12 protein-coding genes are annotated in these 15,108 nt (G+C 40.3%); 10 read left to right on the forward strand and 2 right to left on the reverse strand.

The annotated features are described in order from the left end of the window. Nucleotides 1–23 precede the first annotated feature (23 nt). Nucleotides 24–1,280, reverse strand: a complete 1,257-nt coding sequence (locus AC2SLM_RS03865; RefSeq protein WP_486552127.1) for a DUF819 family protein — start codon at nt 1,278–1,280, stop codon at nt 24–26. A gap of 366 nt (nt 1,281–1,646) precedes the next feature. On the opposite strand from AC2SLM_RS03865, the gene AC2SLM_RS03870 reads away from it, so the two are divergent. Together AC2SLM_RS03870 and AC2SLM_RS03875 are read left to right on the forward strand one after the other, a co-directional pair. Continuing rightward, nucleotides 1,647–3,908 carry an ornithine decarboxylase gene (locus AC2SLM_RS03870; RefSeq protein ID WP_486552129.1) on the forward strand — a complete coding sequence of 754 codons (2,262 nt, stop codon included), beginning with the start codon at nt 1,647–1,649 and terminating at the stop codon, nt 3,906–3,908. Nucleotides 3,909–4,265: 357 nt separating this feature from the next. Next, a complete protein-coding gene (locus AC2SLM_RS03875; RefSeq protein WP_486552131.1) occupies nt 4,266–5,735 on the forward strand; it encodes a uracil-xanthine permease family protein in 1,470 nt (489 codons plus the stop codon). Nucleotides 5,736–5,780: 45 nt separating this feature from the next. On the opposite strand, the gene AC2SLM_RS03880 is transcribed toward AC2SLM_RS03875, so the two are convergent. After that, nucleotides 5,781–6,443 (reverse strand): TetR family transcriptional regulator C-terminal domain-containing protein, encoded by a 663-nt coding sequence (locus tag AC2SLM_RS03880; RefSeq protein WP_486552133.1) that lies wholly within the window; start codon nt 6,441–6,443, stop codon nt 5,781–5,783. Between the two features lie 207 nt (nt 6,444–6,650). On the opposite strand from AC2SLM_RS03880, the gene uraD reads away from it, so the two are divergent. From uraD to AC2SLM_RS03920, 8 genes are all read left to right on the forward strand, one after another. Then, entirely contained in the window at nt 6,651–7,163 is a 513-nt protein-coding gene (gene uraD, locus AC2SLM_RS03885) for a 2-oxo-4-hydroxy-4-carboxy-5-ureidoimidazoline decarboxylase (RefSeq protein ID WP_486552134.1), read from the forward strand. Nucleotides 7,164–7,222: 59 nt separating this feature from the next. Then, on the forward strand, nt 7,223–7,633 hold the full coding sequence (gene uraH, locus AC2SLM_RS03890; protein WP_486552135.1) for a hydroxyisourate hydrolase: 411 nt from the start codon (nt 7,223–7,225) through the stop codon (nt 7,631–7,633). Between the two features lie 74 nt (nt 7,634–7,707). Then, a complete protein-coding gene (locus AC2SLM_RS03895) occupies nt 7,708–8,979 on the forward strand; it encodes a urate hydroxylase PuuD (RefSeq protein WP_486552137.1) in 1,272 nt (423 codons plus the stop codon). A gap of 277 nt (nt 8,980–9,256) precedes the next feature. After that, the gene (locus AC2SLM_RS03900) at nt 9,257–10,720 is read left to right on the forward strand and encodes an NCS1 family nucleobase:cation symporter-1 (protein WP_486552138.1); all 1,464 of its coding nucleotides are present in this window, start codon (nt 9,257–9,259) and stop codon (nt 10,718–10,720) included. A gap of 147 nt (nt 10,721–10,867) precedes the next feature. Continuing rightward, nucleotides 10,868–11,887, forward strand: a complete 1,020-nt coding sequence (gene puuE, locus AC2SLM_RS03905; RefSeq protein WP_486552140.1) for an allantoinase PuuE — start codon at nt 10,868–10,870, stop codon at nt 11,885–11,887. A 111-nt stretch (nt 11,888–11,998) separates the two neighbouring features. Beyond that, complete coding sequence (alc, locus tag AC2SLM_RS03910; protein ID WP_486552142.1) at nt 11,999–13,081, forward strand: allantoicase; 1,083 nt, start codon at nt 11,999–12,001, stop codon at nt 13,079–13,081. A gap of 188 nt (nt 13,082–13,269) precedes the next feature. Further along, entirely contained in the window at nt 13,270–13,785 is a 516-nt protein-coding gene (locus AC2SLM_RS03915) for an ureidoglycolate lyase (RefSeq protein ID WP_486552143.1), read from the forward strand. Between the two features lie 161 nt (nt 13,786–13,946). Further along, on the forward strand, nt 13,947–14,948 hold the full coding sequence (locus tag AC2SLM_RS03920; RefSeq protein ID WP_486552145.1) for an Orn/Lys/Arg family decarboxylase: 1,002 nt from the start codon (nt 13,947–13,949) through the stop codon (nt 14,946–14,948). Nucleotides 14,949–15,108: the final 160 nt, after the last annotated feature.

Consider the following 15,108-nt stretch of genomic DNA (forward strand, 5'->3'; position numbering starts at 1 on the left):
CTTTAATTATTTGCTTATCCGGCTTACCCAACTACCAACCGCATCAATTGGGTGCAAACATAGCCGCCCACCGTACCGACCGCATAGCCCAAAATACCTAAAAACACCCCAACCGGTGCAAGCGACGGATGAAACGCTGTTGCCACAATAGGCGCTGAAGATGCACCGCCAGTATTGGCATTAGAGCCGACTGCCAAGAAGAAAAATGGCGCTCGAATAAGTCTGGCAACCATAAATATAATCGCCACATGAATACTCATCCATAATGACCCAATGAGCAGCAGTCGCCACTGCGATACTAAGCCATTCAGGTTAATCTGCATACCGATAGCGGCGATTAATACAAAGATAAATACTGTACCGACCTTTGAGGCACCAATGTGGTCTAGCCGGCGTATCTTGGTGAATGAAAAACAAATACCAATTAGGGTAATTATCACCACCATCCAAAAGAACGAACTTGCAAAACTATACTGTACCGCCCACGAATATGGCGCAAAGTAATCTGCAATCTTACCACCTATAAAATGTGCAAGGCCTACCATAGCAAAGCATAGACCGAACATGGTCATTAAGTCATTTAGGCTGGCAGGTCGTGCATTTTCTCGCTCATAGCTCTCTACCGCCGCGACAACTTTATCAATACTACCGGTATCTGCCTTCAATAAACGGTCAATCTTGGCACTGTGTTTGGCCATAACTAAGATGGCCAATAGCCATAAAGAAGCATTGGTAGTATCAACCAGTATCATCATACCAAACAAATCATCGCTGACACCAAACAGCTCCTTCATCGCGGCTTGGTTCGCCGCACCGCCAATCCAGCTACCTGCCACTGCCGAGAATCCGCGCCATAGCGTATCGTCCATAAACATCTGAGGCGATATCCATTTGGCAATACCGAGACTAATCGGACCGCTAATGATAATGGCAAAACTCGCTGCCAAAAACATAGCAATTGCTTTCCAGCCCAAACCCAAAATCTTCGGCACATCCATTGAAAGTGTCATTAATAATAAGCTGGCAGGTAATAGATAAGTCGCTGTAAAGCCGTAGATTTGTGAGCCAATGCCATCGGCAAATACGCCTACGCTGTTTAATATGGCCGGAATAAAGCAGCACAAGACAATACCGGGCAGTACCGCATAAAATCGGCGCCAAAATTTACCCGGTAATCCTTGGGTATAAAATACCAAGCCAATAATCGCCATAATAACGCCAAAGGCTAATGGTAAGCTATCGATAGCGGTTATAAACGTTGATGTTGATGCGTCGGACATGTGCTGACTCCAGCGGAAACTAAGCGTACAAAAGTAATAATAATACGGTCAAAAAATAAGGTATAAAGGTAGCATAAAAAAACAGGTCAGTATAAAGAAGCGCTCTATGGGCCGCAACATATCAGCGTACTTGACTAGCCGGCCAAACTTTATGTCGATAAGACCATATAAAGCTATAAATCGGTAATTTATTTAGCGTAAAATGGTCATCCAAAGCAGCTAAGTATTTGATAAATAACTTTTGTTAGCCATCTTGTACCTAGCTATTAAATAACTATCAAACAATGACGGGTTGGAAATAATACACTAATCCCTATAAGATATATTTAAGCCCATTTTTAAATTGAAGAACCAAAGGATTTTATAATGAAGATAGCCGTCAGCGAAGGCATCGACTATGCACTTAACTGTAACTACCGTCTGACGGAAGTTGAAGCCACTGATTTTACCAATATTGCAGCCATTGTGGTCACCATGGAAGATTTGCCGACCGCACATGCTGAGATTGAAGACTTAGGCTTTACCATTCCTATTTTTGTGGCGATCAAATATGGTGATAGTGTACCCGATGAATGGCTGCCGCATGTATACGGTGTGCTGGAGCTTGCAGATGACCAAAAATACTATAACGGGCAATTAGTGAATGCTGCCGCGGCTCATTATATAGAAACTCTAGACCCGCCTTTCTTTCAAGCTTTGAGAGAATATACTGACTACGGTAATGCTGCTTTTGATTGCCCCGGTCACCAAGGCGGTCAATTCTTTCGTCGTCATCCTTCAGGTCGTCGCTTCTTCTTATACTTCGGAGAGACGTTATTCCGTGCCGACTCGTGTAATGCAGACGTAGGTTTAGGTGATTTGCTAATCCATGAAGGTCCTGCTTTTCAAGCACAGGCGCATGCGGCAAAAGTATTTAACGCCGATAAAACTTACTTTGTTTTAAATGGTACATCGTCATCGAACAAAATCGCCATTGGGGCATTGGTTGCTCATGGCGATTTGGTATTATTTGATCGTAATAATCATAAGTCTGTTTATCAAAGTGCACTGTCGATGAGTGGCGGCACCGCTGTCTATCTTGAGACTGACCGCAATGCGTATGGTTTGATTGGTGGTATTGCCTCACACTGCTTCGATGAGGCAGAGATTCGCGAGCGTATTAAAGAGGTAGCACCTGAGCGTGCTGATGCGAAGCGTCCATTTCGTTTGGCGGTGATTCAGCTTGGTACCTATGATGGTACTATTTATAACGCGCGCCAAGTGGTCGATAAGATTGGTCATTTATGTGATTACATCTTATTTGACAGTGCTTGGGTAGGTTATGAGCAGTTTATTCCAATGATGCGTGATTGTTCCCCATTATTACTTGAGTTAACCCCAGAAGATCCGGGTATTATCGTCACACAATCGGTGCATAAGCAGCAAGCAGGCTTCTCACAAGCGTCGCAAATTCACAAAAAAGACAACCATATCAGTGGGCAGGCACGTTATGTGAACCATAAGCGCTTTAACAACTCATTTATGATGCATGTCTCAACCAGCCCCTTTTATCCGCTGTTTGCTTCATTAGATGTTAATGCCAAAATGCATGAGGGCAAGGCTGGTCAACGTATGTGGCATGAGTGCGTTGTCGGTGGTATTGAAGCACGTAAAATGCTGCTTGATACTTGCACCATGATAAAACCTTTTGTACCGCCAACAATTGATGGCAAGCTATGGCAGGACTATGAAACTGAGCAAATCGCCAATGACATCCGTTTCTTTGAATTTAAAGAAGGTGATCGCTGGCATGACTTCGAACAGTATTCTGACAAACAGTACTTTATCGACCCATGTAAGCTGTTATTGACCACACCGGGTATCAATATGGATACTGGCGAATATGAAGAAACCGGCGTGCCAGCCCCATTACTGGCGCATTATCTACGTGAAAGCTCGGTCATTCCTGAGAAAGCGGATTTAAACTCTATCTTATTCTTGTTAACCCCTGCTGAGACTTTAGCGAAGTTCCAACATCTGGTAGCACGTATTGTCAGATTTGAAGCCCATATTAAGTCAAATAGCCCAGTGAGCGAAGTATTGCCGTCATTGGCTAAAGCGTATCCGCAATATCGCAGCTTGGGTATCAACGAGCTGTGTCAGCGTCTGCATGATTTTTATGCCAAACATAAGCTAAACCTATTGCAGCAGCAGATGTTCAAACGTGAGCACCGTCCTAAGTTTGCAATGCGTGCCTTTGATGCACACAATGCCTTTATCCGTAATGATATCGAGTTGGTGCCATTAGCAAGAATTAAGGGCCGTATTGCGATGGAGGGTGCGCTTCCCTATCCGCCAGGCGTTTACTGTATTGTACCTGGGGAGGTTTGGGACGGCGCCGTTCTGGATTACTTCTTGGCGCTCGAGGAAGGGGTTAACTCACTGCCAGGGTTTGAGCCAGAAGTACAAGGTGTTTACTGGGAGTATGATGTCAATGGTCGCAAACAGGCTTGGGCGTATGTGCTGAGAGATCCCTCTATTGAATCTTCTGAGCCACCGTTTAAAGAGCCTGAGCCTGCCGATCCTTATGATGATCCGGCGACTTTTGAAGACAGACAAGAGGCATTAACCCCCTTTGGTCATGTGTAATTAATAAGTCATATAACCAGAGATAAATAGCTCTTTGCTAAAAGCATTTAGCTAGTAGTTAATATATTGATAATTAGCTAGAAGATGTAAATAGAAACTATAAGAAGGCAGCCACTAGGCTGCCTTCTTGTTTATAGTAACTAGAAACCTTAATCAGGTTAAAGGATTTGCAAAAATTTCAAAACTAATATTTATCTCTGTTTTTTAAAGCGACTGTTCAAATATTGGATCAGTGTTGGCATGAAAATTGCTTAATTAAATTATAGCTGACCATTTGGTCAGAAATTTTAGATAAATTAATTTTTTATTCTTTTTTCCAATAAATCCCTTTATTAAGGTAGAAACAGGAAGCTAACTATGAATAAGCCCTCCTCTTCCCAGACAACAGGTAATTGCACCAATACTGATAACTCCATCAATAGTCCTACTATGCAAAGTAGTTTACTTTATGGGCTCTACGATAAACCGGCACCTGCAAAGGCCACACTGGCCGCTTTACAGCATGTATTAGCTAGCTTTGTCGGTATTATCACGCCTTCTTTAGTAATCGGCGGTGTTCTCGGACTTGGCGAGCATATTCCTTACTTGATTAGCATGGCACTGGTGGTGTCTGGGATAGCTACTTTCATTCAATCACGAAAAATTGGTCCAGTAGGCTCTGGACTAATGTCTGTTCAGGGCACTAGTTTTGGTTTCTTAAGTGCTATCTTAGCTGCAGGTTTTATCGTTAAAGGCAAAGGAGGTAGCTCAGAGGACGTCTTGGCGGTGATCTTTACCGTTACCTTTTTGGGTGCCTTTATCGAAATAGCTTTTAGTCAATTTATTACTAAGTTAAAGACTTTTATGAGCCCGTTAGTAACTGGGTGTGTTATTGTAACCATCGGACTGTCCTTAACTAAGGTTGGTCTTACTGATTTGGCAGGGGGCTTTAAAGCTGAGGACTTTGGCAGTCTGAGCAATCTGGCTTTAGGTGGTAGTGTCTTACTTATTGTGATTATAGTTAGTACGATTAAAAATAAATATATTCGTTCCAATGCTATTTTTATATCTTTGATGGTCGGTTTAATTATATCTATTTTCTTAGGAAAGATTGATTTCTCAAAAGTAGCCGAAGCTCCTTTATTTACCGCCCCTATTCCCTTTAAGTATGGCTTTTCTTTTGACTTACAGGCCTTTATTCCTATTGCTCTAATGTATGTTATTACCACTATCGAAACCTCAGGTGATTTAACGGCTACCTCCATTATTTCCAAAGAACCCATTAAAGGGCCTGTGTATCAACAGAGGATTAAAGGCGGTGTTTTGGGAGATGGCGTTAACTCTATGATTGCAGGGATGTTTAATACTTTCCCTAATACTACTTATAGCCAGAACAATGGGGTTATTCAGATGACAGGCGTTGCCAGTCGCCATGTGGGCATGTATGTTGGTGGGTTATTGTTACTAATGGGTATGTTCCCTTTTATAGGCTCTATTTTCACCCAATTGCCGAAACCAGTTGTGGGCGGTATCACATTATTAATGTTTGCCACAGTGGCTACTGCGGGTATTCGAATTTTATCAACCGTAGAGTTTACCCACAGAAATATTCTAATCATCGCCACCACTTTGGGCTTGGCATTGGGTGTGGCATTCGTACCTGAAGTGTTGTCAGAAATGCCCAAAATGGTGCAAAACATATTCGGCTCAGCAGTGACCGTAGCAGGTATCGTAGCAATCCTATTGGATACCGTGATACCTAAAGACTATGGGAGCGAGTTTGATAAAGTAAAACAAGCTAAAGCAGATGCTTCTTTTGAAAACACTGAGGTTGTCTCTAAATCTTAAAAAAACCTTAAAAAAAGGTCTTCATAGATAGAGGCTGTGGTCAGTCTATAAGCCGCAACCCCTGAGTATGAAGGGAACTAGAAAATCAGCTACCCGTTGTTTGTCTTGTTCATCGTAGCTGGTTTTTCCAAATAAGTGCAATATTTCGGTATCAAATTCAGCGTAGCGTTGGGTGGTGGTCCAGATAAGCATTAACAGTTGTAAAGGATCATCAATGGCTATTTTGCCTTGATCATTCCAGCTTTTAATGACTGCTGACTTTTGCTGAGCCCACTCACTCATTCTGGTGTTCATGAAGTCTTGCAAAAAAGGAGCACCGTTGATGACTTCCATCGCAAATAATTTATGATGATTGGGATATTTAAAGGCACTGTCTAATTTGAGATGAATAAAGGCTTCAATACTTGTTTTAGGATCGCTATCTTCATTGATATCTTCTAAACCTGTGTTCCAATCATCAATGATAGTTGTCAATACAGCGATATATAGCTTTTTCTTACTTTTGAAATAGTAATGCACATTGGCTTTAGGTACACCGGCTAAATCGGCTATGGATTGCATTGTCGCCCCTTTGAAGCCATTAGCCACAAAAACTGTTTCAGCAGCTTGTAGGATAAGCCTTTCGTTTTCAGTACGGATCTCTTGATGGGTTCTAGTGCTATTTGAGCTATTAGAACGATTAACATTTAGGTCTTTTGAAACGGACATTAGGATTTCCAATGCTAGATGAATGCAAATTTTCAACCGAGTGTATATTTCTCAAAATATTACAATCTTCTAATGTAGGCTGGTGCTTTTAGCCCAGCATAACGTATCTTTTAACCAAATATACTGGGCTAAAGCCACAGCCTACGCAAAGAGCTAGGTATTTATTTTATCTTAACGAATTTAAAGTCTTAAAGGTTATTAATTTTTATGAGTATTAGTCTAAAACAATTTAATTCATTACCAATAACTGAAGCAGTTAGTATTTTAGCCACTTGTTGTACTGCCCAAAATTGGGCACAAGCACTTGCTGCAAAAAGACCTTTTGACTCCCTAACCTCTTTGATGGATGCCAGTGATAATATATGGCATACCATGCATGAGTCAGATTATTTACAAGCCTTCGAAGGTCATCCTCAAATCGGTGATATCTCTACCTTAAGTAAAAAATATCAGAATACAGCGGCTAGTGCGGCTTCAGAGCAATCAGCAGTTAATGATGCAGACTTGGAAACCTTACAAAACTTAGCAACTGCTAATCAAGCTTATTTACAAAAATTTGGTTTTATATTTATTATTTTTGCCAGTGGCAAAACTGCCAAGCAAATGCTGGACCTTATTAATAAGAGAATTCAGAACTCTAGGCATCAAGAATTAGTAACTGCATCGAATGAACAAAATAAAATCACCCGTCATCGTTTGCAATCATTGTTTGACACATGATTTATCAATCAGTCAATAATAAATTGACATATTATCAATAGAAACAGCAAGGAATCCGAATGTCAGCCACTTTATCTTCCCATATTTTAGATACCCATCTTGGTAAACCCGCTGCAGGTATCACAGTTACTTTAAAGCGAATAGCTCAAGATGATTTACCCAATGCAGGTGCTACTAAATATTTAGCAGAAGGAATAACTAATAATGATGGTCGAGTTACAATCGATAATTGGTCATCTAACTTAGAACTTAATGACCCTGAAACCAATAGCACTGAACATAATAGCGATTTAACCCTAAGTACAGGAGAATATAGCCTTACTTTTGCAACTGCTGAATACTTCGAATCTCAGAATATTAAAGTGTTTTATCCCGAAGTGGTCATCAATTTTATTATTTCAGATAGCAGTCATTACCACATTCCCTTATTAATAAGCGCCCATGGCTATAGTACTTACAGAGGGTCCTAATTTGACAAAAATCAACAGCTTTGAGATTAATAGATATAGAACTACTAATATTTTTACGAGAAGGATTGATTTAAATGGGCGGATATTTACTTGAATGGCTACAGCTATTTTTTCGCTGGTTTCATGTTATAGCTGGTGTGGCTTGGATTGGCGCTTCTTTTTACTTCGTTTGGTTAGACATGAGCCTGCAAAAACCCCCTGAATGGAAAAAAGAAAAAGGCATCTCTGGTGATTTATGGGCAGTACATGGGGGCGGATTTTATGAAGTAGCAAAATATAAACTCGAACCCGAAAAAATGCCTGAAAAATTACATTGGTTTAAATGGGAAGCTTATACCACTTGGCTTACGGGTATGGCCATGTTGTTTGTGGTTTATTATTTTAATGCTACAGCCTATTTGATAGACCCAAGTAAAGTTGCTTTTAGCTCAAATTTAACTGCGGTGGCCTTAAGTTTACTTTTCATTTTTGGTAATTATTTTATCTACGAAGCCATTGTGCGTAGTGAGCTTGGTAAAAATGCACTAATCTTCAGTGTGCTTATTTTTATTTTAATGGTTACGGACATCTGGTTGGCGTATCAGATTTTTAGTGATCGAGCAGCTTATATTCATATTGGTGCAATTTTAGGCACTATTATGGTAGGTAATGTGTTCTTTGGCATTATGCCTGCCCAAAGAGCTTTGGTTGAGTGCGTCAAAAACGGTGAGAAACCTGGAGCAAGAGTTGCTGAATTAGCCCTGCAAGCCAAAAACCGTTCGTTAATGAATAACTACTTTACCCTGCCATTAGTCTTTATCATGATTAGCAACCATTATCCTATGACTTACGCTCATGAGTCAGGCTGGCTGGTATTGGTTTATATCTCTATCATTACTGCAATAGTGCGTCATTATTTTAATCAAAAACATTTAGGTAATAAAAAGCCTCGTTATTTGGTAATCCCAGCATTATTGACTCTAGCGCTTATTTTCTGGATGCGCCCCGAGCCTGTTGAACCTGCTAAGTCTGTTGCAGCCAAAGCGAAATCTACTGCTAGTGTCGTTGAATCTGAAATTGAATCGAATATTGGTAATGAAACCAATTCTAGCGACACCAATGCCATCGATAATAAGGTTATGCAAGTTGTCAATAGTAGATGTGGCAGTTGTCATTCAAACGCCCCTACCCAAGCAGGTTTTAATACCGCACCTCAAGGGATAATATTACAATCTCAAGATGATTTAAAAACTCACAAAACAAAAATCTTAACGGCGGTTAAGAGCAAATATATGCCCTTGGGTAATATTACTCAAATGACAGAGGATGAACGTGCTCTATTGCTGAATTACCTAGTAAATCTTTAAATGGACTTTTGTATAAAATTTTTAGCCGATCTATTCCTTCGTAAAAATGTTTCTATTCGAAATTCCACATAGTTAAAGAGGTTTTTTGTGGCATGAATATTGCCATACTGTAAATATAGATAACTTTTTTGTAAGCATAATTATATACTGAACTAAGAGATAGCGGTTTTTCATCTTTATATCACAAATTAGACTGCTCTAATATCTTACGTGCCAAGGATTTATGAGTCGCCAATCTTCTTATCTATATTAATCCACCTCTCAAAAGGAAATTGACATGATATCTGATAGAGAACTGAAAGTTGGTAATACAAATTCAAGGCTATTTAACGAAGATTTAGCACCGACCCTTAAAGAAAAGCGAAACTGGGGTTGGTTTGAGATATTTAATGTATGGTCTAATGATGTGCAAAGCTTATTTGGTTATACTCTAGCTGCCTCATTATTTCTTACATATGGCCTTAGTGGCTGGTCTGTGATGGCTGCAATCATGCTGGCTGGTATAATCGTCATGTGGATGGTTAATCTTACTGGGAAACCGGGGGTTAAATATGGTATCCCTTTCCCAGTAGTTATCCGAGCAAGCATGGGCATTAATGGTGCTAACCTACCAGCCATTATGCGAGCTATAATCGGAATATTCTGGTACGGAGTTCAGACCTATTTTGCTTCAACAGCTGTAGCTATTCTCTTGACCTTATTTATTGGAGAGTCTGCTAATACTTTCTTAGGTCTATCCTCTACGGCTTGGTTGGCTTTTGCTATTGTATGGGGGTTCCAATTAATACTATTTTGGGCGGGCATTGAACCTATTAAAACTTTTTTAAATTGGGCAGGACCCTTCGTTTATATTGTTATGTTGGTTTTAATGGGAGTGGTCTGGTATAGCGCTGGTTCCGAACTAATGCCTGCAATTGGTACCATATTTGGTGAAAATAGTGACTATCCTGGTAGCAAATTTGATGCTTTTACCGCTATTGTAGGAACTATGATTGCTTATTTCTCTGCGGTGGTTATTAATTTTGGCGATTTCTCACGCTTTGTAAAAAGCGAAAAACAAATGAAAATTGGGAACTTGATTGGTTTGCCTTTAAACATGGTGTTTTTCTCTTTTATAGCTCTGGTAATTACCGCTGGCACTCTTGTCATGTATGGCGAACCATTAACAAATCCTTCTGATATCGTAGCACGAGTGGATGCCTTACCATTGACGATTGTTTCTGCATTAACTTTCTTTGCAGCCACTGTTGGTATCAATATGGTGGCAAACTTTATACCGCCAGCTTATGATTTAGCAAATTTATTTCCCAAACACATTAGTTTTAGACGAGGCGGCATAATTACAGCAGTTATCGCATTCTTTATAGGCGGATTATGGTTATCTTTCATTAGTCAAGTGGGCATCGTCGGTTTTGTTAATATTATTGGATCCATCATAGCCCCGTTTTTTGGTATTCTAGTGGTAGATTACTATTTAATCAAAAAACAGGAATTAGACATACAAGACTTATTTGATTCCTCCCCTTCTGGCCGATACTATTATCAAAATGGCTGGAATTTAAGAGGCGTAGCTGCTTTTGTATTTGCGGGGATAGTATCCCTCATTATTTCTCTAAATCCTTCACTAACTGCACTCGAAGGTTTTGGTTTTATAATAGGAGCATCTTTAGGTGGTTTAATTTATTGGGTGCTTATGCGTAAACAAGAAGCTGATCCCCTTGTTAAAGTGCTGGCAGTCTAAACCTTTTTCAATACTTAATATATTACATTAAAAAACACAAGGTGAGGACTTTATAAAATGGGTTCTCACCTTTGTTTCATTTTTAAAATAATCGGCTTTATTTTTAATGCATCTATGCATTTTTACAACCAACCATAAGAACAAAATATGACCTCAAATACATATAAACATGTTAACTTATTTGATAGCTCAGGAAGCTATTCTAGAGACCTAAAAGGTTACGAAAGCAGTCCTCCTGACCCAAAGTGGCCGGGTGGTGCTAAAATTGCCGTTCAATTCGTCTTAAATATTGAAGAAGGTGCAGAAAATAGCGTCATTCATGGCGACGCACAGTCTGAAAAATTTTTATCCGATATTTTAGGCACACCAGCCTTTGATAATCGTCATCAATCTATAGAATCTGCCTTTGAATACGGTAGTCGTGTTGGTGTATGGCGAGTATTAGATACGTTTAAAGAATACGGCTACCCTATCACCACCTTTGTATGTGCTGCAGCCGCTATGCGAACGCCACATATTATAGACCGAGTTTTAGAAGATGGCCATGAAGTCGCCAGTCATGGACTGCGCTGGATTACTTATCAAAATATGTACCGCGAAACGGAGCGGGAGCACATTGAAAAGGCAACTGATATATTTAAAAAGATGTTAGGCTATCAGCCCGCTGGCTGGTATACGGGTCGCGATAGCCCGAATACGCGCGAGCTTGTCGTTGAACAAGGTGGTTATAGCTACGATAGCGACTCCTATGCAGATGAACTGCCCTATTGGCTAAGTGTTAAAGTTCAAGAAAACCAAGGGGGTATCTCTAAAATCATTAGGAAACCACATTTGGTCATACCCTATTCGTTAGAGACCAATGATATGCGCTTTGCCTCATCTCCTGGTTATACCTCTGCTGAGCCATTTTTTCAATATCTTAAAGACAGCTTTGATACGCTGTATGAAGAAGGTCAGAATAATACTGGGAGCCAAGTTCCTAAGATGCTTTCCGTTGGGCTTCATTGTCGAATAATTGGACGTGCTGGTCGCATCAAAGCATTAAAGAAGTTTTTAAAATATATCAGCGAAAAACCCGATGTTTGGGTATGTCGTCGCAATGATATTGCCAAACATTGGTATGAGCATCATCCCGCTACTACAGACAATACATCTAATTGGCTATGATAGACCATATTTATTAACATACGTCGCTAAAATTCTAGAGAATAAACACTCGAAGTTATAGTTTCAATTTCCTTATAATCAATCCTTTATACATTTTTTAAGGAAGAGCCCATGTCATCTACTAGCATTCATCCTGGACAAATCATTCTGCCCGATAACTTCCCAGAGAAACTGCCGGATTTTGTCAACATAACCAATGTTGCTGACAGTCGCCTTGGTGCTAAAGTGCTGTTTGCAACCAATGACTTTTTTGCTCCGAAAGAACGCCTAATTAAACATGAACCGCCGGTGTTTGTGGTCGGAAAGTTTGATGATCATGGTAAATGGATGGACGGCTGGGAGACTCGACGCATGCGTGAGCTGGGTCATGACTACTGTATTATCCAGCTGGCGCGTCCAACTAGAATAATAGGTATTGACATAGATACCAGTCATTTTACGGGGAACTATCCTCCGTCAGCCAGTATTGATGCGATAAACGCACCAGAGTTGATACTAAAAGAAGATGAAGAACTCGAAGCAATGCAACAAGCTGACTGGGAAAACCTTCGGTGGCGTAGCTTTGTCGGTATGACACCCTTACAGGGGAATTCACATGAATTTATCAACATTCAAAAGCCAAAATCAACAGATATCATCACTCATTTACGCCTTAACATTTACCCTGATGGAGGGATTGCTCGATTACGTGTCTATGGTTATGTGCAAATCGACCCAAGTGAGGTCACTGATAAAACCATCGACTTAATTGCTGCTCGTAACGGTGGTAAAGCCATTGCGACCAATGATGAACATTTTGGATCGGTTGAAAACCTTTTGCTGCCCCATAAAGCACCTAATATGGGCGAAGGTTGGGAAACCCGGCGTCGCCGTGAGCCGGGTAATGACTGGTGTATTATAGGACTCGGTGCAGCGGGTATAGCAGAGGCTATTGAAATTGACACAAGCCATTTTAAAGGCAATTTTCCAGATAAAGTATCGGTTCAAGCTGTCTATGCCCCCGGTATGCCTAAAGACACCTTAGTCACTCAAAGCATGTTTTGGGAAACTTTACTTGAACCCCAAAAAACATCTGCTGATAGTGTGCATACATTTGATGACTTAAAGATCAAAACCCCTATTACCCATATAAGAGTCAATATTTTTCCAGATGGTGGGATAAGTCGAGTACGATTGCTGGGTAAATTTATTTAGAGTTTTGTGGTTAGATGTATTTAAATAAGCGATGTAACATATTAATTATGGCTTAATGTATAAGTTACTTAATATCGTATGCTAGATTAAATTGAGTACTTAAGCATAGTACTTAAGCTTAGAACTTTTAGTTTAGTAATAAAGTTTACTAATAAAATGTGGTATTAAAATAACGTAAGGGCAATTTGATGACACGAGTATTAACTCCAATACCAATAACCAAAGAAAACTTCGCGCCATTCGGAACTTTAATTGAACCTTATGATGATCAAGATAAAACACTTGATAATTGCTACGAGATTAATAATGGCTTTGCAATGCGACATCATGCTATTGCAACGGTCAGTATTGATGGCGGTGAGGTGGGCATGAGTATTTTTATGGCCAAGCCACGTACACTTCCAATAACCCTATCAGTTATGGAATATCATCCTTTAGGTACTCAAGCTTTTTTCTCCATGCAAGGTGAAGACTATATAGTCGTCGTAGCTCCAAAAGGCAAACCCCCTGAATCTGTCGATGAATTAAGCGTATTTTATGTTAAGTCGAATCAAGGGGTACAATATAATGCTGGCGTGTGGCATCATCCGCTATTGGCTTTAAATAACACCAGTGCCTTTTTGGTAGTTGATAGAATCAACGCTGGAGGGAATAACTGTATTGAGGTTAATATTAGTGATTGGCAAGTGAGTATTGAAATTTAGCCATTTTAAACCGGCAATTGAAGCATCCCACTAATCGATTTATAACTTTATAGACAATTGATCTAAAAACTTGCCATTCATGTACTAGTGTACTGAAACAATTTAAATGCCCTATTATTAAAAATAATCGATAACACTATTTTATAAGACCAAAATCCTCTATGTCTAAACATGACCACTACGACAGCTTAATTAGGCATCTGGCACATTGTAATGATGCTACCCAAATAAAAACGCTTCTTAAGGCATTATTGACGGATAAAGAGCAACTTGATATTGCAAACCGTATCCGTTTCTTTGAATTTAAAGAAGGCGATCGCTGGCATGACTTCGAACAGTATTCTGACAAACAGTACTTTATCGACCCGTGTAAGCTGTTATTGGCCACACCGGGTATCAATATGGAAACGGGTGAATATGAAAACACCGGCGTACCAGCCCCATTACTGGCGCATTATCTACGTGAAAGCTCAGTCATTCCTGAGAAAGCGGATTTAAACTCTATCTTATTCTTGTTAACCCCTGCTGAGACTTTAGCGAAGTTCCAACATCTGGTAGCACGTATTGTCAGATTTGAAGCCCATATTAAGTCAAATAGCCCGGTGAGTGAAGTATTGCCGTCATTGGCTAAAGCGTATCCGCAATATCGCAGCTTGGGTATCAACGAGCTGTGTCAGCGTCTGCATGATTTTTATGCCAAACATAAGCTAAACCTATTGCAGCAGCAGATGTTTAAACGTGAGCACCGTCCTAAGTTTGCAATGCGTGCCTTTGATGCACACAATGCCTTTATACGTAATGATATCGAGTTGGTGCCATTAGCAAGAATTAAAGGCCGTATTGCGATGGAAGGTGCACTTCCCTATCCTCCTGGTGTTTACTGTATTGTACCTGGGGAGGTTTGGGGCGGTGCCGTTCTGGATTACTTCTTGGCGCTCGAGGAAGGGGTTAACTCACTGCCAGGGTTTGAGCCAGAAGTACAAGGCGTTTATTGGGAGTATGATGTCAATGGCCGCAAACAGGCTTGGGCGTATGTGCTGAAGGATCCCTCTATTGAATCTTCTGAGCCACCGTTTAAAGAGCCTGAGCCGGCCGATCCTTATGATGATCCGGCGACTTTTGAAGACAGACAAGAGGCATTAACCCCCTTTGGTCATGTGTAATATGTTTTAAATGAGTCTGATTGAGGCTGATTGTGTCTCGTCCTAAAATAGGTTGATGATTTAAAACAAGCCAGATACCCCGTGTATCTGGTTTTTTCTATGCAGAACACCCATAACTTTGATGAAACTCGAAAGGCGTTCTCATATTCAAACTCAAATG

Source organism: Psychrobacter sp. CX16, from assembly GCF_057396245.1.